Source organism: Campylobacter sp. CH246 (genome assembly GCF_004378835.1).
GTDB lineage: Bacteria > Campylobacterota > Campylobacteria > Campylobacterales > Campylobacteraceae > Campylobacter_D > Campylobacter_D jejuni.
Genome location: NZ_RYYA01000002.1, coordinates 63920 through 82410 on the forward strand (window position 1 = coordinate 63920; position 18491 = coordinate 82410).

Sequence of the window (18491 nt, forward strand, 5' to 3'; positions counted from 1 at the left end):
TTATTCTTTTTTCATGGCTTTAGCAATAGCTATATTAACACCTAAAACATTAACCTTTTCTTCCCCAAAAATCCCTAAAAATTTAGACTCTGTATTTTCTTGAATGATTTTTTCTAATTCTTCTTTGGTGATTTTTGAAGATTGACTTATCCTAGGAATTTGCACTAGGGCTGCTTGAAGACTGATATGAGGATCAAGACCTGATCCTGAAGCGCTTAATAAATCCAAAGGAATTTGTTCTTTTGTGATTTGCGGATTTTCATCTAAAAATTTTTGCAAATCTTTTTGCACACGCTCTTTTAAAGCAGGATTTGACATAGCATAATTAAATCCACCTGAACTCACACTGCTTTCATTTGTATCACTTGTATTGTAATTTGATACAGATGCTCTTGAATGTAGAAAATAAGGTTTATTAAAATCTTGACCCAAAAGCTTTGAACCTACCGCTTTGCTTATATCCAAAGTTGGATGACCTTCTTTATCCACTAAACTTCCACTTGATTGATAAGGAAAAATAAATTTTGCAACTGTATTTAAAGCAAAAGGATAAATAAGAGTACACAATATTAGCATTACCACAAAAAAACTAAGCAAAGTTCTAAGCATATCACACTCCTAAAATTCTAAGTATCCAAGCTGTAGGAATATCAATTATTTTTATCCCTATAAAAGGTGCTATCATACCACCTAAACCATAAATACTCAAATTTCTTAAAAGCAAATGCTCACTTTTCATAGGCTTAAATTTAACTCCACGCATAGCAATAGGTATGAGCAAAGGTATAATAATAGCATTAAAAATAAGTGCTGATAAAATAGCGCTTTGCGGGGTAGCTAAATGCATAATGTTTAAAATTTGCATTTGAGGTAAAACCGCACTAAACATAGCAGGTAAAATAGCAAAATACTTAGCAATATCATTTGCCATACTAAAAGTTGTAAGACTGCCTCTAGTAATAAGCAAACCTTTTCCTATTTCAACCACTTCTAAAATTTTAGTAGGATTAGAATCAAGATCTATCATATTGGCTGCTTCTTTGGCCGCTTGAGTTCCTGAGTTCATAGCTATACCTACATCAGCTTGCGCAAGAGCTGGAGCATCATTGGTTCCATCTCCTATCATGGCTACTATCTTACCTTGGGCTTGTTCTTTTTTAATGGCTTCTATTTTATCTTCAGGCTTGCATTCTGCTATAAATCCATCAAGCCCTGCTTCTTTAGCTATAGTAGCTGCTGTTAAAGGATTGTCTCCAGTACACATTAAAGTTTTTATACCCATTTTTCTAAGCTCGTCAAAGCGCTCTTTAAGCCCTGGTTTTACTGTATCCTTTAGATAAATCACTCCTAAAATTTTTTCATTTTTACACACTACCAAAGGAGTGCCACCAAGATTTGAAATTTCCATTACCTTAGTTTCTAAATCGCTAGGAATTTTTCCATTCATTTCGCTTATATAAGCTCTTATAGCATCAAAAGCACCTTTGCGAATTTTTGTATTATCTTGCAAATCCACACCACTCATTCTATTTTGAGCACTAAATTCTATAAATTCTTTAATATCATTACCTTCTAATTCATAACCCATTTTTTGAGCCAATGCAACTATGCTTTTGCCTTCTGGAGTTTCATCTTTTAAAGAGGATAAAACACAAGCTTTAATCATTTCTTCTTTGTTTATACCTTGAACTTCATAAAATTCATTTGCCAAACGGTTTCCAAAAGTAATCGTTCCTGTTTTATCCAAAATCATAGTATCAACATCACCACAACTTTCAACAGCCTTACCTGAAAGTGCGATCACATTAAAACGCGTTACCCTGTCCATACCTGCTATTCCTATAGCTGATAAAAGTCCCCCTATAGTTGTAGGAATAAGACATACAAGCAATGCTACTAACCATGAAATAGGCAAACTCACGCCTAAAAATTGTATAAAAGGATATAAACTTACAACCACCACCAAAAAACTCAAACTAAGTGCAATTAAAAGAGTATTAAGAGCAATTTCATTTGGAGTTTTTTGACGCGCAGCACCTTCTACAAGATTGATCATTTTATCTAAAAAACTTTCCCCAGCTCCAACTAAAATTTTAATCTTTAAAAAATCAGTTAAAACCGTAGTCCCACCTGTAACAGAAGAAAAATCACCGCCCGCTTCACGCATAACAGGTGCACTTTCACCTGTAATAGCTGATTCATCAACACTTGCAGCACCTTCTATAATTTCTCCATCATTAGGTATAAGTTCACCTGCTTTAACTAAAACTATATCACCTATTTTTAACTCGCTAGAATTAAGCATTTCTTCACTGCCATCACTTTTTATGCGTCTAGCTTTAGAATCCTTTTTGCTTTGTCTTAAGGTAGCTGCTTGGGCTTTACCCCTTCCTTCTGCAATACTTTCTGCAAAATTTGCAAAAAGCAAGATTATAAATAAAATAAAAGTGATTAAGATGTTATAAATTCTTTCATCAGAATTTCCATTAAACAAAGTAGGAAAAATACTTAAAATCAAAGTAAGAATCAATCCAACTTCCACCATAAACATAACAGGATTTTTTACCATCAAGCGTGGATCAAATTTTAAAAATGCTCCTTTTATGGCATTATTTAAAATTTCTTTTGTAATGAGTTTATTTTGTTTTTTAGACATTGACTCTCCTTAATGCCATAAAGATAAATATTCTGCAACGCTTGATAAAGTAAGCACTGGAAAAAAAGTAAGTGCAGCAAAAATATATATAATACAAACAAGCACAAACATAAAAGTTAAATTATCTGTTTTTAAAGAATTTGCAGTATTTTCTTGTGTATTTTTAGCCAAAAGCGATCCAGCTATAGCAAGCTGAGCTATTAAAACCAAATAACGCCCACAAAACATAGCAAAAGCTGTGCTTAAATTCCAAAATAAATTATCATCTTTTAAACCTTCAAGTCCTGAACCATTATTTGCTGCCGAAGAACTAAATTCATACAAAATTTGAGCCAAGTCATGAAAGCTAGGATTGCTTATACTATCTTTTGCAAAAACAACAGCTAATGCACTTAAAACAAGGATTAATAAAGGATGGATAAGAATTACCAAAGCTATAAGCTTCATTTGTGCGCTTTCTATTTTTTTACCCAAGAATTCTGGAGTTCTACCTATCATTAATGCACAAATAAACACGGTTAAGAGCACATAAATAATCATATTCATAAGCCCTACTCCTTCGCCACCAAAAGCCACATTTAGCATCATATTTAGCAAAGTAGCACTGATACTTAATGGATTTAAACTATCGTGCATATTATTAACGCTTCCTGCAGTAAAAGCAGTAGTTACAGCACTAAATAAACTCGAACCATCTGTGCCAAATCTTATTTCTTTACCTTCTAAATTTCCCAAATTTGCATTCAAACCCAAAGAATCCAAATTTGGATTTGGCATTTTTTCGCTAAAATAAACTAAAAGCAAAGAAATGATAAAAATAATCCCCATTGCACCAAAAATAACCCCCCTTCTTTTCCCATAAGAGCAAAACCTTGTCTTTCTTTTCTATGATAAACCATCAATCCAAAAGCTACAACACAGGCACTAGGAATAAGCATCATAGATAAAATTTGTAAAAAATTTGTAAGTAAAGCAGGATTTTCAAAAGGCATGCTTGAATTAGCACCAAAAAAACCACCCCCATTTGTCCCTAAATGTTTTATAGACTCAAGAGCTGCAACAGGACCTGTGGCAATGCTTTGAAATTTATTTTCTAAAGTAAGCACACTAAAATTTGCGTGATAGTTTTGCACCACGCCTTCAGAGATAAAAATTACAGCCAAAATAAAACTTAAAGGCAACATCAAACGCGTAATAATACGCGTAAAATCTTCATAAAAATTTCCCATTTGCATGCCGCATAAAGCACGACAAAAAGCCATACAAGCAGAATATCCACTCGCACTTGAAACAAACATAGCAAGTAAAATGCCTGTATTTTGCGAAAGCAAACTTAAAGCACTCTCTCCACTATAATGCTGAAGGTTTGTATTTGTAATAAAACTAATTACAGTATTGAAATTCAAATCCCATTTCATAGAATCTATAGAATTAGGATTTAAAAAAAGTTTATCTTGCAAATAAAAAATCACGAAAGAAAAAATAGCCACTAAGGCATTAAAAGCAATTAAATGCAAAGAATAATTTTTGCCAAGTCATATTTTTTCTATCAATTGCACAAATTTTATAAATTAAGTTATCAATTGGATTAAAAATAAAATCAAAAATAGTTTTTTTACAGCTTGCAATTTTATAAAGATAATTTCCAAAAATTAAAGCCAATATAAAAGCTATAATCAGTGTTATTAAATTTCTAGCATATTTTTCCTTTAAAATTTTTCAGGATATAATAGAGCATAAAATAAATAAAGAGCAAGCATTAAGCTTAAAACTAATAAAAATATCATCCACATACCCTAGTTTGAATTTCACAAAAACAGATAAAAAACCATAAATTACCAAAAGCTAAAAGCAGAAGCAAAGCAAAGATAACATCCATAGGATAGCCCTTTCTCATTGATTCAGAATAGGATTTATTCTATCCTTGTTAAGCTTATATTTTGATTAATACTAATTTTATGATTTATTTATAATTTTTATCTATATTAAATAAAAAGACAAATGAAGAATTTAGCAGGAAAAATCCTGCTAAAAATTGTTAAAGATAACCCGCTGCCATAGCGATAAAATATCCTGCTATACAAGAAGTGATTACACCTATAAGACCTGGTAAAATAAAACTATGATTGATAACAAATTTACCGATGTGAGTAGTACCTGATCTGTCAAATTGTATAGTAGCCAAATCGCTTGGATAAGTTGGTAAAATATAATATCCATAACAAGCAGCCGCAAAAGCAACAATTACACCAGGTTCAACACCAATTCCTAAAGCCAAAGGAACAAAAGCTGAAATAGCCGCTGCTTGAGAGTTTACAAATTTTGAAATTAAAAGAAGCATTACAGCATAAGTCCAAGGATGCTCTTTTACTATATCTCCAAGTACTGCTTTCATCATAGGAGTGTGAACTGCAAACATAGTATCAGCCATCCAAGAAATTCCAAAAACCGCAACAAGTGCTATCATACCTGATTTAAAAATTTCATTAGAGCCGATTTTCTTTGCATCTGTTTTAGTAAAGATGATAATCAAAGAACCTGCTAAAAGCATAAACATCTGAATAACTGAAACCATGGATAAAACATCCATTTTAGGATTGCCTAAAGCATCTACTTGAGGAATGCCATTTTTTACAACTTGTCCCCAGTTTGGACGCAAGAAATCAAATACACCCAATAAAGCTACTAAAGCAATAGCTCCTAAGAAAATCCACATTGCAACCCAATTGCTTTTTGGAAGTTTAACACCTAAAAGTGTTTTAGAATCCCCATAAACATATTTTTTAAATTCAGGATCTTTAAGTTTTTCTTGAAATACTTCATCTTTATCCAAATCTTTTCCTCTAAACCAAGAAAAAATTCCTATACACAATACGCCAAATAATGTACTAGGTATAGTAATTTGAAGAAGATTAATATAACCATCAAAACCTGCTAATTTATGATTAGCATTTAAAAGCAAAGCAGTCAAACTCACAACAGCCACAGATACAGGAGATGCAATAATACCCATTTGTGATGATATAGAAGCTGCTGCCATTGGACGCTCAGGACGAATACCGTTTTTAATCGCTATATCATAAATAATAGGCATAATAGTATAAACCACATGTCCTGTTCCACAAAGTATAGTCAAAAAGCAGGTTACAAAAGGCGCTAATATTGTTAAAAATTTGGGATTGCGTCTTAAAATTCTTTCTGCTATTTGAAGCATGACATCCAAACCACCACTTGCTTGCAAAGTTGCACTCGCAACCACTACCGCTAAAATTGTAAGCATAACATCTATGGCTGGTTTTCCAGGCTTTATATGAAAAGCAAATACAAGCATTAAAATACCTATACCACCAAGTAAACCAAGCGCTATGCCGCCTTTTTTTGCACCGTAAAAAAGACAAATTAAAACGATAATGATTTGGATTGCAAATTGCCCTCCCTCACTAAGGCTTGTTAAAAAGTCCATTTTAACTCCTTTGAAAATTAATATTTAAAAACAGTTATTATTGTATCACATTTTTAAATTAAAGAATAATATTTCTAAAAAATAAAACAATAATTTTTTATATTATTTAAATTAAATTTAAATATAAAACAAAAGTGTAATGGATTTGATAGATTGATAGAATTTTATCCTTCAAGTTCATATAATTTTTTTCTATCTGTAGAACTTGCTATATTAAGATGTTTGCGATATTTTGTAATAGTTCTTCGTCCTATATCGACTTTAAATTCTTCTTTGATTAATTCTAAAATTTTACTATCACTTAAAGGTTTATTGCGATCTTCATTCTTTACTAAATTTGCCACAAATTCTTTAACACCTACATTTGAAGTCTCTCCCTCTTCATCAAGAGCAAAAGCAAAAAAATCACGCAAAGGAATAAGTCCTCTTTCACAACTTAAATATTTATTTGCCACAGCTCTTGATACAGTCGAAGCATTGCGTTCTAAATCAAGTGCTAAATCCTTAAAAGTCATGGGTTTTATCTCTTTTCCCATGAAAAAATCATATTGATATTCTACTATCATAAGCCCTATTTTATAAAGAGTAGCTTTTCTCATCGCTAGAGCATCGACTAAATTTTTTGCTTCTTTGATGTAATGACTTAAAAAATCATGCTCTAAACCATCAGTTTGGATTGAAATTTCGGGATAATAATCATCATTGATTTTTACTTTAATTTCACCATTTTCTTTATAAACAAAAATATCAGGAACAATTGTACGAGAATCTTCAAAATATTCCAAAAAAGGGGGAGTGCTAAAACGCTTAAGTACAGCTAATGCTTCTTTATATAAAGGCTCTTTGGTATAGTTTTGTATATTTTCAAAATCCATAATCAACATTCTACAAAACTCATCAATATCTTCATCTAATTCCATATTTTCAAGAGCAAATAAAAATGCTTCTTTATAATCTTTAGCTCCCACTCCTACAGGATCTAAAAATTTAAATCTTGCTCTTACTCGCTCAATTTCTTCTAAGGAATACTCTTTTAAAAATTCTTCATCGTATTCAAAATATCCTTCCTCATTTAAGCATTCTATAATTTTTTTTGCAAGTTCTTGAGATTTGTTTGTAGGAAACAAAGGAGGAAGAATCTGTTCATTTAAAAGCTCATAAACACTTTTTTTGGCAAGTCCTTTACTATCCACAAAAGCCGAATTTACATTATGTTTATAAAATGAATCAAAATAATTCTTACCCTTATCATGAGTTTGTATCGAATCTTGAACATTTAAGAAAGGATTATCCTCAGCAAATTTATCTAAATTTTCTTTTAAATCTTCTATGTTTGCTTGTAAAATCGGCAACCAAGAGCGTAAAGTTTGAGAAATTTTAGTCTTGGGTGCTTGGGTGATTTTTTGCTTTAACATCAATCAAGGAGTTTAAACTCCGCTCCTAAATAATACTTTTTCACATCTTTATTGGTTGCAATTTCATCAGCATTCCCACTAGCAAGTAAAGAACCTGATCTTATAACATAAGCTCTATCACAAATAGCCAAAGTCTCACGCACATTATGATCGGTAATTAAAACCCCAATCCCCAATCTTTTAAGCTCTTTAATTAAAGTTTGAATTTCAGCCACTGCTATAGGATCAACACCTGCAAAAGGCTCATCAAGAAGCAAAAACTTAGGTTCACACATCAAGCTTCTAGCGATCTCACAACGCCTTCTTTCACCTCCACTTAAACTTAAACCTTTCCTTAAACGAATAGGCTCTATACTTAAGAGTTCAAGCATTTGCTCAACTTTATCATGTAAAATTTTTTTATCTTTATAAAAAATCTGAGCCGCTAAAAGCAGGTTATCTTCTACACTTAAATCCTTAAAAATACTACTTTCTTGAGGTAAATAACCTATCCCTGATCTAGCTCTTTTGTTTAAAGGATCTTTTGTTACATCTAAACCGTCTAAAAGAACTTTTCCACTACTTGGGGAAATAAGTCCACATATCATATAAAAAGTTGTCGTTTTTCCTGCACCATTTGGCCCTAAAAGTCCTACAACTTCTCCGCTATTAACCTCTAAAGAAATTCCATGTATAATCTTAGTTTTTTTAATAATTTTTTCTAAATTTATAATTTCTAATTTACTCATAAATTTCATACTTTCTTTTGTCATCTTTAATGCTAATTTTAATCTGGATAGCAGAAATTCCAAATTTCATTAAAGTTTTTTTCAAATTTTCACCGCCCCATTCAACCAAATGTAAACCTTTTTCAAAAAAATTTTCAAATAAACCATTTGCTAAAAGTCCTTCTAAACCTTCTTGATAAATATCATAATGATAAATGCAAATATCATGATTTTCATATTTTTGCATAGTGGAAAAAGTTGGAGAATCCACCCTTGCATCAAGACCAAGAAATTTAACCCAAGCTTGCACTAAGCTTGTTTTTCCACTAGCTAAATCTCCTTGAAGTAAAACAACACCTTCTTTAGGCATTATTTGAAGCATCGTTTTGATCTCATCTTTTGCTAAAATAAATTCTTTCATAATTTTACCACATATTCATTTTGTGCGTTTTTAGGAATACTTTTCGTACTAGGTAGAGCTAGCACTTTATATTTTTGAGTGTATTCAGTAAAATGTAAAGTGATAATATCACCCACCTTAACCTCTTTACTCGCTTTAACAATAACACCATTAATCCCCACTACACCACTTTTACACATATCTTCAGAAATAGCTCTTCTTTTCGTGATATTAACTACATTTAAAAATTTATCTACTCTCATAAAAGCAATTTTAGCAAAAAAAATCAATTTTTGGAACAAAATTTGCTTACGCCTTTGCTTTATTTTTTAAGAAAATAGCAAGTAAAAACTTTTCTTTAATGAAATTTGGATACAATTTTACAATTTTCAAATCTATTTTAACAAAGGATATCTTATGAAAAATGAAGTAAAAAAAGTAGTTTTAGCGTATTCTGGGGGGCTTGATACGAGCATTATTTTAAAATGGCTTCAAGATGAGTATAATTGTGAAGTTGTAACTTTTACAGCAGATATTGGTCAAGGTGAAGAACTCGAACCTGCAAGAAAAAAAGCCCTTTCTTTAGGCATAAAAGAAGAAAATATTTTCATTAAAGATTTAAGAGATGAATTTGTTAAAGATTATGTATTTCCTATGTTTAGAGCCAATGCGATTTATGAAGGAGAATATCTTTTAGGAACAAGTATAGCAAGACCACTTATAGCAAAAACTCAAGCACAAATCGCCCTGCAAACAGGTGCTGATGCAGTAAGTCATGGTGCCACAGGTAAAGGAAATGATCAAGTGCGTTTTGAACTTGGCTATCTTGCTTTTAATCCCGATTTAAAAATCATCGCTCCATGGCGTGAGTGGGATTTAAACAGTCGCGAAAAGCTCCTTGCTTATGCACAAAAACACGGTATTGATATTTCTAAGAAAAAAGGAAAATCTCCTTATTCTATGGACGCAAATTTACTTCATATTTCTTACGAAGGACTTGTCTTAGAAGATCCTGCACACGCACCTGAAGAAGATATGTGGAGATGGAGTAAAAGCCCAAAAGATGCTCCAAATGAAAGTGAAATTATAGAACTTGATTTCCAAAAAGGAGATTTAGTAGCGATAAATGGAGAAAAACTAAGTCCTGCAGGACTTTTAACCAAACTTAATGAACTAGGCTGCAAACACGGTGTAGGACGCCTTGATATAGTAGAAAATCGCTATGTAGGTATGAAAAGCCGTGGTTGTTACGAAACTCCAGGCGGTACTATACTTTTAAAAGCACACAGAGCGCTTGAAAGCATCACGCTTGATAGAGAAGCAGCACACTTAAAAGATGAACTCATGCCAAAATACGCAAGTTTAATTTACAATGGCTATTGGTTCTCGCCTGAAAGAATGATGCTTCAAGCCTTAATCGATGAGTCTCAAATTCACGCCAATGGCAGAGTAAAACTCGAGCTTTATAAAGGCAATGTGATGGTTATAGGACGCGAAAGTGCGAACGATAGCTTGTTTAACGCAGCTTATTGTACTTTTGAAGAAGATGAAGTGTATAATCAAAAAGATGCAGCAGGCTTTATCAAGCTTAATGCTTTGCGTTTTATCATCGCAGGAAAAAATGGAAGAAAATTTTAATAAAGGAATAAAATGAAAGTATTATTAATCAAAGATGTAAAAGCACTTGGAAAAGCAGGAGAAATAAAAGAAGTAAAAGACGGCTACGGACAAAATTTCTTAATCGCTAAAGGCTTTGCTAAAGCAGCTACTAATGAAGTTTTAAGAAAATACGAAAGCGATAAGAAAAAAGAGGCTGAAAATTTACGCTTTGAAATCGCAAATTTAGAAAAACTCAAAGAAGAACTTAGCAAAATCACTCTTGAAATTTCAAAACCCGTAGGTGCAAATGGAAGTTTGTTTGGTGGCGTAACCAAAGATGAAATCGCTCACGCCCTAAAAGAACAAAGCCATATAGAAATCGATAAAAAAAGTTTAGAATGCGACACCTTAAAAAGCTTAGGAATACACGAAGTAAGCGTAAAACTTGGACACGCAATCCATGCTAAATTTAACATAAATATAAAGGCAGAATAATGTTTCACGCAACAACGATTTTAGCTTACAAAGGTAAAAATAAATCTGTAATTGGCGGAGATGGACAAGTAAGCTTTGGAAATACGGTGCTAAAAGGCAATGCTGTAAAGATTAGAAAACTCAACAATGGCAAAGTTTTAGCAGGTTTTGCAGGATCAACAGCTGATGCTTTTAATCTTTTTGATATGTTTGAAAATCTCCTTCAAAGTTCTAAAGGCGATCTTTTAAAAGCAGCGATTGACTTTTCTAAAGAATGGAGAAAAGACAAATACCTAAGAAAACTTGAAGCCATGATGCTCGTACTTGATAGAAATCACATTTTTCTACTTTCTGGTACAGGCGATGTGGTTGAACCTGAAGATGGACAAATCGCAGCTATAGGAAGTGGTGGAAACTATGCGCTTTCAGCTGCTAGAGCCTTAGCAAAACATGCCAATTTAGATGAAGAAGAACTTGTAAAATCAAGCCTTCAAATCGCAGGTGAAATTTGCATTTATACTAATACCAATATCAAAACTTATGTAATCGAGGATGAGAAATGAATCTAACTCCAAAAGAAATTGTTAAATTTTTAGATGATTATATTATAGGACAAAAAAAAGCTAAAAAAATCATAGCCATAGCTTTAAGAAATCGCTACCGCAGAATGCAACTTAGCCCTGAGTTGCAAGATGATATAGTGCCAAAAAATATCTTGATGATAGGTTCTACAGGTGTTGGAAAAACAGAAATCGCTAGGCGTTTAGCTAAAATGATGGGCTTTCCTTTCATCAAAATCGAAGCAAGTAAATATACTGAAGTAGGTTTTGTAGGTCGTGATGTAGAAAGCATGGTAAGAGATCTTGCCAATGCGGCTTTAAATTTGGTAAAAAATGAGCAAAGAGAAAAAAACAAAGATAAAATCGATGAATTTATAGAAAATAAAATTTTAGAAAAACTTTTACCACCTTTACCAAAGGGTATCAGCGATGAAAAACAAGAAGAATATAAAAACAGTCTTGAAAAAATGAGAACTAAACTAAGAAATGGCGATCTTGATGAAAGCACTATAGAGATAGAAATTTCACAAAATATGTTTGATACCAATCCCAACCTACCTCCTGAAATGGGTGCAATGCAAGATATAGTTAAGGTTATAGGCGTTGGCAGTAAAAAAGTCAAAAAAGAAATGAAAATCAAAGACGCTAAAAATGCTTTAAAAAATGAGGCAGGAGAAAAAATCCTAGATCAAGAAAGCATCAAAAGCGAAGCCTTAAAAAGGGCGGAAAATGAAGGGATTATTTTTATTGATGAAATCGATAAAATCGCTGTTTCAAGCGGAAATTCAAACCGCCAAGATCCAAGTAAAGAAGGGGTACAAAGAGACTTACTTCCTATAGTCGAGGGATCAAATGTACAAACAAAAATAGGTACTTTAAAAACCGATCATATTCTTTTTATCGCTGCAGGGGCTTTTCATCTTAGCAAACCAAGCGATCTTATCCCTGAACTACAAGGACGCTTTCCTTTAAGAGTGGAATTAGATAGTCTTGATGATAAAGCTCTTTATGAAATTTTAACACGCCCTAAAAATTCACTTTTAAAACAATACTCTCAGCTTTTAAAAACTGAAAATTTAGAACTTGAATTTGATGATGAGGCAATCAAAGAAATAGCAAAAATAGCTTCAAGAGCCAATGAAGAAATGCAAGATATAGGTGCTAGACGCTTACATACTGTGATAGAAAAATTACTTGAAGATTTAAGCTTTGAAGCTGATGAGTATGCGGGTAAAAAATTCGTAGTAGATAAAAAAATGGTAGAAGAAAAACTCGGAGATATCATAGAAAATAAAGATCTTGCAAGGTATATTTTGTGAAAAGTGGCTTTGTTAGCATCATAGGGCGTACTAATGCAGGAAAAAGTACTTTAATCAATTCCTTATTAGAAGAAAAAATCGCCCTAGTTTCTCACAAACAAAATGCCACAAGGCGTAAAATCAAAGCCATAGTGATGCATGAAAAAAATCAAATCATTTTTATCGATACCCCAGGACTTCACGAAAGCGGTGCTACGCTTAATCAACTGCTTGTCCAAAGTGCTATTAAATCCATGGGGGATTGTGATATGATTTTATTTGTAGCAAGTGTTTTTGATAGCACAAAAGACTATGAAAATTTTCTTAGTCTAAACCCACAAGTACCACATATCATCGCTTTAAATAAAGTAGATTTAACCGACAATGCTACGCTCTTAAAAAAACTTAGCGAATATGCAAAATTTAGCGAATATTTTAAGGCTATCATTCCTTATTCCTCCAAGAAAAAAAGCTATAAAAAAGGTTTATTAGATGAGATAGTAAAATACCTTGATGAACATGAGTATTTTTATGATCCTGAATTTTTAAGTGCGAGTAGCGAAAAAGAACTTTATAGAGATTTCATACTTGAAAGTATTTATGAAAATTTAAGCGATGAGCTTCCTTATAGTAGCGAAGTGCTTATCAATCGCACCAAAGACACGCCTAATCTTTTAATCCTAGAAGCCAATATCATCACAGATACAAACTCTCACAAGGGTATGCTTATAGGAAAAGAAGGGGCAACTTTAAAAAGAATAGGCAAAGATGCACGCTTTAAAATTTCAAAACTTGCACAAAAAAAAGTACTTTTAAAGCTTTTCGTAACAGTGAAAAAAAACTGGCAAAAAGATGAAGAATTTTTAAAAAAACTTTTAAATGATGAAAATTAATTCATTAAATAAAATAAATTTTATAAAATCTACAGATTTGCTTTATGCTCAAAGAACAGGAATATCCAAAGAAGACGAACTTTTTAACAATTTAACCACAGATTTTAAGCTAAGCAAACCCTTTGACTATCAAATAGCTTTTTTTAAACATAATGAAATTTATCATTGTTTTTTAGCACCTGTTTACAAATTGAAAAAAAATCGTTTTTGCTTTCCTGAACCTTTAATTTTTCAAGCTTTGTTTGATGAAAGATTTATTGAGGAAAGTAATTATTGTGTTTTAAATTTATATGATCAAACTATATATTTATATTTTTACCAAGAGGGAAAATTTACCAATCTTAAAAAAATCGAAAATTTCAACCCAAGCAATATGGATTTATTTTTTAAACAAAATCGATTTATAGAACTTATAAAACACTATGAAAGCAAATTGCTGCTTTATCAGGATTTAGATACAATCAAACATTACTTCTCATCTCAAATAAAATGTTTAAATCTAAATGATATTCTTAATAAAAATAGTTTATTGAAATTAAGTTCATATAGTATAAAACATCTAAATCAAAATTGTAATTTTATCAAGCATAATAAAATAAAAATATCTATTTCTTTTAAAATTATATTAATATTTATTTTTAGCTTTAGCCTTAGTATGATGATTTTATTATTTAAAGATTTTATAGAATACAAACAAAATAAGGAAATTCAAAATAAAAATTTTATCATACAAGAAGAAATTTCTAAACTAAAACAAGATAAGCAAAAATTATTAACAAACATACAAGATTTAAACTTTACTCTTTCTAATAAAATATCATCTACACAACAACAATTTCATATTTTATCCACTATAACAAAAGAAATCAATTTAGACAAAAATAAGGCAATCATTCTAAATCAAATCATATCATGGCTTAACTCCAATGAACTCAAAATCACAAATCTTGAATTTGAACAAACAAAAATCATTCTTTCTTTTATCGATGAAAACCACTTTAAAAGAGCATTAAAAAATCTAAATTCTGCTTTTAAAATTCTTGATAAAAATGAAGAAACATTTAATATCATATTAGAAGTCATACATGAATAAAATAGAAGTATTTTTGCAAAATTTAAATCCTAGGGAAAAATTTCTTTTTATTTCTTTTATCTGCCTTTGTGCTTTGTTTTTAGCTTTTAAAATTCACGATCACTTTTTGGAAGATATTTTTCAAAAAACATTAGTAGAACATAATTACCTTACGTTAAATGAAGCAAAAATAGAAAATTCACATCTTAAAGAAATAGAGACAAAGCTAACAAAACAGATAAAAACAGAGGAAGAAAAATTAAAATACTATAAAGAAAAATTGCATTTATTTTTTTATGATAAAGATTTTTTCAATAAAAAAATCAATAATTTATCCAAAAATTTAACCATTAATGAAATAAAATTTTCCCAAGAAAACAAAAATTTTATCCACTATAATTATGTTTTTCTAAGTTTAAATGGCAACTTTAAAGACTTACTCAATTTTATACAAAATTTAGAAAATCTTCCTATAGCTTTAAAAATTGATAAAATAAAACTATACAACACACAGGGTTTAAAATTAAAGCTTGATTTAATGTTCAAATTTGTTAATTTATAATAATATTAAAATATTATAATTTAATTATTTTTTTATTACTATTAGTTAAAATATTTTAAGCATAAAAAAAGAAAGGTATTGGGAAGTGACTAAACAAAAAATACAAAAACTCGATACAAATTTCCTAGGTCATCGCAAGCCCTTATTCTCTTTATCAATGGTAGAACTTTGAGAAAGATTTGCTTTTATGGTATTTTTGCAGGAGCTTGTATTTAACAGCACGCTTCCTGGAGGCTGGATTACTGATAATTATTCAGGGCAAAAAAGGCTTTATTTCCAGGTTCTTTTATTATAGCTTTAGGACATATTAGCATAGCCTTATCTATTTTAAGCACATCTATATTTTCTAGGGCTTGCTTTTATCGTTATTGGTACTGGATTTTTTAAAACTAGCGCTTCTGTAACAGTTGGAATGTTATATAAACAAAATAATACAAGATGCAATACTGGCTATACGATTTTTTATATAGGAATTAACACTGGAACATTTATTACTCCTCTTTATATGTGGTTTTGTTCAAGCAAAATGGAATTTATCATTTAGGATTTGGCTAGGAGATTTAGGCATGCTAATCTCTTTGCTTATTTTATATTTTAAAGTTGCCCTTGAGCTTGAAGAATTTCATAAAAATTGTACCTTAAAGCAAAACTGGGAACAACCATTTAAAAAAGTAAAAATTTAACTCTTATACTAAGTATAAACTTGTTAAGTATTATTGGATTTTTTCTAATGTTTATTAATCTTGTAAATATTAATCCCATATAATACTATCAAAAAAACTTCTAATTGTAATTTTACTATGTTTGGTAATTTATTTCATATATCTTTTTGTTTTTAAAGCCTTAAATAAAAGAGAGAAACAACAATTAATAATTTTAATTGTTTTATTCTTTGCAGCCACTTTTTTGGAGTACTTTTAAACAAAAACCCTACCGCTTATAATCTTTTTGCGCAAGATTTTACAAATAGAAATATTTTTGATTGGAAAATTCCAACAAACTAGTTTCAATCTTTTAATCCAATTTTTATCATCATACTTGCTCCTATAGCAAGTTATATTTGGATATTTTTAGAGAAAAAAATATATATTTTTCTTCCATTAGAAAATTTATTTTAGGAATATTATTTGCCGGTATTGGTTTTATGATGATAACCTTTGCTTTACAAAATCTAATAAATAACAATGGTTTACCAATATCCATGGCTTGGATTATCATAAGTATATTCTTTTTAACACTTGGGGAACTATGCGTGTCTCCTATTGGACTCTCTATAATGACTAAGGTCGCCCCTGATTTAATCAAAAATCAAGTCATGGGACTTTGGTTTGTAGCAAGTGCATTAGGCAATGCTTTAGCTGGATTCATAGGTGATAAAGCAAGTGAAGAAAATATAGCTTATTTGCCAAATTTATTTTACCAATGTATGTGGATATTACTTGGTGCTGTTATAATTTTACTTATACTCAAAAAACCTATCAATAAAATACTAAAAAATTAATATTAAGGAGAAAATATGAGTATTTACAAACAAAGAGTATTAGAACTTAGAAGATTAATGAAAGAAAATAATATTGACGCCTATCTCATCTTAAGCGCGGATCCGCATTTGAGCGAATATTTACCAGAATATTACAAAAACAGAGTCTTTATCAGTGGCTTTAAGGGTTCTGTTGGAACAGTTCTTATCACACAAGAAAAGGGCTTTTTGTGGGTAGATGGAAGATATTGGCTTCAAGCACAAAAGGAATTAGAAGGTAGTGGCATACTTTTACAAAAGCAAGATGCTAAAAATACTTTTACCAAATGGTTGGAAAAAAATTTAAGCGAAGATCAGATTTTAGGCATCGATTTTGCACTTTTACCTTTATCTTTGCAAAAAGATTTACAGATTAATTGCAAGGCAAATTTAAAACATATAGATTTGATAAGTCCACTTTGGAAAGATCGTCCCACTTTACCACAAGAAAAAATTTATGAACACGAACTAGAATACTGCTCTTACTCAAGAAAAGAAAAATTAGCATTAGTGCGTCAAAAAATGAAAAATTTAAATGCTACTTCTCATTTAATCTCCAGCCTTGATGATATAGCTTGGCTTACAAATTTAAGGGGGAATGATGTAAATTACAATCCTGTATTTTTAAGTCATTTGCTAATCTTGGAAGACAAAGTTTTGCTTTTTGTTGATCAGAAAAAAGTAAATTCAGAACTTGAAAAAAAATTAAATTTAGATGGGTTTTGGCTTAAAAATTATGATGAAATCATCATGGAGCTTGAAAAACTTGCAAATACAAATTTGCTTATTGAACCTTCAAAAATGACCGCTTTACTCATGAATTCTTTAGACAAAAGCGTAAAAATCATTCAAGAAATTAATCCAAGCACTCATTTAAAAGCAGCTAAAAATACAAAAGAAATAGCGCATATACAAGATGCTATGATAGAAGATGGAGTGGCTTTATGTAAATTTTTTGCTTGGCTTGAAGAAGCGATAGAAAATAAAGAATTAATAAGCGAATTGGACATAGATACTAAAGCGAGCGAATTTAGAGCACAAAGCAAGTACTACATAAGTGATAGTTTTGCCACTATAGCAGGCTTTAACGAAAACGCAGCATATCCACATTATAAAGCCACAAAAGAGAGTTTTGCTTATCTTAAAAAAGATGGGCTTTTACTTATTGATTCTGGTGGACAATATAAAAACGGCACAACAGATATTACACGCGTTGTACCAATAGGAAAGGCTAATGCAGAACAAATTCATGACTATACCTTGGTTTTAAAAGCACACATTGCCATTTCTAGTGCAATTTTTCCAAAAGATATAGCTATGCCCTTACTTGATGCAATCACACGCGTACCTTTATGGAAAGAACAAATTGACTATATACACGGCACAGGACATGGCGTGGGATATTTTTTAAATGTCCATGAAGGTCCACAAGTTTTATCTTATCTATCTCCTGTGCTTGAAAAAACAAAAGCCAAAGAAGGTATGCTAACCTCCATAGAGCCAGGCATTTATAAAGTAGGCAAATGGGGTATAAGACTTGAAAATTTAGTTATTCATACCAAAGTAGAAAATCCCAAAAATAAAGATTTTGGAGAGTTTTTATACTTTAAACCTGTTACTCTTTGTCCTTTTGAAATATCTTGTATTGATACAAAAATGTTAGATGAAAAAGAAAAAGAGTGGTTAAACAATTACCACAAAGAAGTATTTGAAAAACTTTCTCCTAAGCTAGGTGATTTTCCAAAAGCTCTAGTTTGGCTTGAAAAAAGAACAAAAGCCATCTTTTAAGATATTTTTGTTAATATAGATAAATTTTCCTTGTATTAAACTTATAATTTATTTAATACAAGGTTTTTAAACCAAATGCTAAAAA

20 protein-coding genes and 1 pseudogene are annotated in these 18491 nt (G+C 30.9%); 10 read left to right on the top strand and 11 right to left on the bottom strand.

Going from position 1 to position 18491, the window contains the following annotated elements; genetic code table 11:
* The 11 genes and pseudogenes from kdpC to ELQ06_RS01985 form a co-directional block, all read right to left on the bottom strand.
* Positions 1-609: a potassium-transporting ATPase subunit KdpC gene (gene kdpC / locus ELQ06_RS01945; protein ID WP_052797764.1), complete on the bottom strand. Its 609-nt coding sequence runs from the start codon at positions 607-609 to the stop codon at positions 1-3.
* 1 nt (position 610) lies between these two features.
* The gene (gene kdpB, locus ELQ06_RS01950) at positions 611-2656 is read right to left on the bottom strand and encodes a potassium-transporting ATPase subunit KdpB (RefSeq protein WP_052797765.1); all 2046 of its coding nucleotides are present in this window, start codon (positions 2654-2656) and stop codon (positions 611-613) included.
* Positions 2657-2665: 9 nt separating this feature from the next.
* A complete protein-coding gene (locus ELQ06_RS08875) occupies positions 2666-3484 on the bottom strand; it encodes a potassium-transporting ATPase subunit KdpA (protein WP_243833220.1) in 819 nt (272 codons plus the stop codon).
* On the bottom strand, positions 3451-4173 hold the full coding sequence (locus ELQ06_RS08880) for a potassium-transporting ATPase subunit KdpA (protein ID WP_243833221.1): 723 nt from the start codon (positions 4171-4173) through the stop codon (positions 3451-3453). The genes ELQ06_RS08875 and ELQ06_RS08880 overlap by 34 nt, the downstream gene beginning before the upstream one ends.
* Complete coding sequence (locus ELQ06_RS08885; RefSeq protein ID WP_079474376.1) at positions 4154-4318, bottom strand: potassium-transporting ATPase subunit KdpA; 165 nt, start codon at positions 4316-4318, stop codon at positions 4154-4156. The genes ELQ06_RS08880 and ELQ06_RS08885 overlap by 20 nt, the downstream gene beginning before the upstream one ends.
* A 47-nt stretch (positions 4319-4365) precedes the next feature.
* Positions 4366-4553, bottom strand: a pseudogene (gene kdpF, locus ELQ06_RS01960) (K(+)-transporting ATPase subunit F).
* Between the two features lie 141 nt (positions 4554-4694).
* Positions 4695-6119 carry an anaerobic C4-dicarboxylate transporter gene (locus tag ELQ06_RS01965; protein WP_052794053.1) on the bottom strand — a complete coding sequence of 475 codons (1425 nt, stop codon included), beginning with the start codon at positions 6117-6119 and terminating at the stop codon, positions 4695-4697.
* A gap of 164 nt (positions 6120-6283) precedes the next feature.
* The gene (locus tag ELQ06_RS01970; RefSeq protein WP_052794054.1) at positions 6284-7534 is read right to left on the bottom strand and encodes an RNA polymerase factor sigma-54; all 1251 of its coding nucleotides are present in this window, start codon (positions 7532-7534) and stop codon (positions 6284-6286) included.
* A complete protein-coding gene (lptB, locus tag ELQ06_RS01975; protein WP_044261312.1) occupies positions 7534-8262 on the bottom strand; it encodes an LPS export ABC transporter ATP-binding protein in 729 nt (242 codons plus the stop codon). Before lptB ends, ELQ06_RS01970 begins: the two co-directional genes overlap by 1 nt.
* The gene (gene tsaE / locus ELQ06_RS01980; RefSeq protein ID WP_052797766.1) at positions 8255-8662 is read right to left on the bottom strand and encodes a tRNA (adenosine(37)-N6)-threonylcarbamoyltransferase complex ATPase subunit type 1 TsaE; all 408 of its coding nucleotides are present in this window, start codon (positions 8660-8662) and stop codon (positions 8255-8257) included. The genes lptB and tsaE overlap by 8 nt, the downstream gene beginning before the upstream one ends.
* Positions 8659-8904 carry an RNA-binding S4 domain-containing protein gene (locus ELQ06_RS01985; protein ID WP_002864726.1) on the bottom strand — a complete coding sequence of 82 codons (246 nt, stop codon included), beginning with the start codon at positions 8902-8904 and terminating at the stop codon, positions 8659-8661. Before ELQ06_RS01985 ends, tsaE begins: the two co-directional genes overlap by 4 nt.
* Before the next feature lie 154 nt (positions 8905-9058).
* Here ELQ06_RS01985 and ELQ06_RS01990 point away from each other — a divergent pair, with 154 nt between their 5' ends.
* The 10 genes from ELQ06_RS01990 (at position 9059) to ELQ06_RS02045 (ending at position 18406) form a co-directional block, all read left to right on the top strand.
* Positions 9059-10279 carry an argininosuccinate synthase gene (locus ELQ06_RS01990; RefSeq protein WP_052794056.1) on the top strand — a complete coding sequence of 407 codons (1221 nt, stop codon included), beginning with the start codon at positions 9059-9061 and terminating at the stop codon, positions 10277-10279.
* A 12-nt stretch (positions 10280-10291) separates the two neighbouring features.
* Positions 10292-10735: a 50S ribosomal protein L9 gene (gene rplI, locus ELQ06_RS01995; RefSeq protein WP_002781628.1), complete on the top strand. Its 444-nt coding sequence runs from the start codon at positions 10292-10294 to the stop codon at positions 10733-10735.
* Positions 10735-11277 (top strand): ATP-dependent protease subunit HslV, encoded by a 543-nt coding sequence (gene hslV, locus ELQ06_RS02000; RefSeq protein WP_002776411.1) that lies wholly within the window; start codon positions 10735-10737, stop codon positions 11275-11277. The genes rplI and hslV overlap by 1 nt, the downstream gene beginning before the upstream one ends.
* Entirely contained in the window at positions 11274-12593 is a 1320-nt protein-coding gene (gene hslU / locus ELQ06_RS02005) for an HslU--HslV peptidase ATPase subunit (protein WP_052797767.1), read from the top strand. Before hslV ends, hslU begins: the two co-directional genes overlap by 4 nt.
* Positions 12590-13465 (top strand): GTPase Era, encoded by an 876-nt coding sequence (gene era / locus ELQ06_RS02010; protein WP_052782007.1) that lies wholly within the window; start codon positions 12590-12592, stop codon positions 13463-13465. The genes hslU and era overlap by 4 nt, the downstream gene beginning before the upstream one ends.
* Positions 13452-14558 carry a hypothetical protein gene (locus tag ELQ06_RS02015; protein ID WP_079460103.1) on the top strand — a complete coding sequence of 369 codons (1107 nt, stop codon included), beginning with the start codon at positions 13452-13454 and terminating at the stop codon, positions 14556-14558. The genes era and ELQ06_RS02015 overlap by 14 nt, the downstream gene beginning before the upstream one ends.
* Entirely contained in the window at positions 14551-15099 is a 549-nt protein-coding gene (locus tag ELQ06_RS02020; RefSeq protein WP_052797769.1) for a hypothetical protein, read from the top strand. The genes ELQ06_RS02015 and ELQ06_RS02020 overlap by 8 nt, the downstream gene beginning before the upstream one ends.
* A 367-nt stretch (positions 15100-15466) precedes the next feature.
* Positions 15467-15643, top strand: a complete 177-nt coding sequence (locus ELQ06_RS08890) for a hypothetical protein (protein WP_230095730.1) — start codon at positions 15467-15469, stop codon at positions 15641-15643.
* A 516-nt stretch (positions 15644-16159) separates the two neighbouring features.
* Positions 16160-16600 (top strand): hypothetical protein, encoded by a 441-nt coding sequence (locus ELQ06_RS08895; RefSeq protein ID WP_052797770.1) that lies wholly within the window; start codon positions 16160-16162, stop codon positions 16598-16600.
* Positions 16601-16615: 15 nt separating this feature from the next.
* Positions 16616-18406 (top strand): aminopeptidase P family protein, encoded by a 1791-nt coding sequence (locus tag ELQ06_RS02045; RefSeq protein ID WP_052797771.1) that lies wholly within the window; start codon positions 16616-16618, stop codon positions 18404-18406.
* Positions 18407-18491: the final 85 nt, after the last annotated feature.

Coding starts and splice junctions, on each gene's coding strand:
- hslV (WP_002776411.1), top strand. CDS start 10,735: ATGTTTCACGCAACAACGATTTTAGCTTACAAAGGTAAAAATAAATCT.
- tsaE (WP_052797766.1), bottom strand. CDS start 8,662: ATGAAAGAATTTATTTTAGCAAAAGATGAGATCAAAACGATGCTTCAA.
- ELQ06_RS02020 (WP_052797769.1), top strand. CDS start 14,551: ATGAATAAAATAGAAGTATTTTTGCAAAATTTAAATCCTAGGGAAAAA.
- kdpC (WP_052797764.1), bottom strand. CDS start 609: ATGCTTAGAACTTTGCTTAGTTTTTTTGTGGTAATGCTAATATTGTGT.
- ELQ06_RS01965 (WP_052794053.1), bottom strand. CDS start 6,119: ATGGACTTTTTAACAAGCCTTAGTGAGGGAGGGCAATTTGCAATCCAA.
- rplI (WP_002781628.1), top strand. CDS start 10,292: ATGAAAGTATTATTAATCAAAGATGTAAAAGCACTTGGAAAAGCAGGA.
- ELQ06_RS02045 (WP_052797771.1), top strand. CDS start 16,616: ATGAGTATTTACAAACAAAGAGTATTAGAACTTAGAAGATTAATGAAA.
- lptB (WP_044261312.1), bottom strand. CDS start 8,262: ATGAGTAAATTAGAAATTATAAATTTAGAAAAAATTATTAAAAAAACT.
- kdpB (WP_052797765.1), bottom strand. CDS start 2,656: ATGTCTAAAAAACAAAATAAACTCATTACAAAAGAAATTTTAAATAAT.
- ELQ06_RS01970 (WP_052794054.1), bottom strand. CDS start 7,534: ATGTTAAAGCAAAAAATCACCCAAGCACCCAAGACTAAAATTTCTCAA.
- ELQ06_RS01990 (WP_052794056.1), top strand. CDS start 9,059: ATGAAAAATGAAGTAAAAAAAGTAGTTTTAGCGTATTCTGGGGGGCTT.
- ELQ06_RS01985 (WP_002864726.1), bottom strand. CDS start 8,904: ATGAGAGTAGATAAATTTTTAAATGTAGTTAATATCACGAAAAGAAGA.
- ELQ06_RS08875 (WP_243833220.1), bottom strand. CDS start 3,484: ATGGGGATTATTTTTATCATTTCTTTGCTTTTAGTTTATTTTAGCGAA.
- ELQ06_RS02015 (WP_079460103.1), top strand. CDS start 13,452: ATGATGAAAATTAATTCATTAAATAAAATAAATTTTATAAAATCTACA.
- hslU (WP_052797767.1), top strand. CDS start 11,274: ATGAATCTAACTCCAAAAGAAATTGTTAAATTTTTAGATGATTATATT.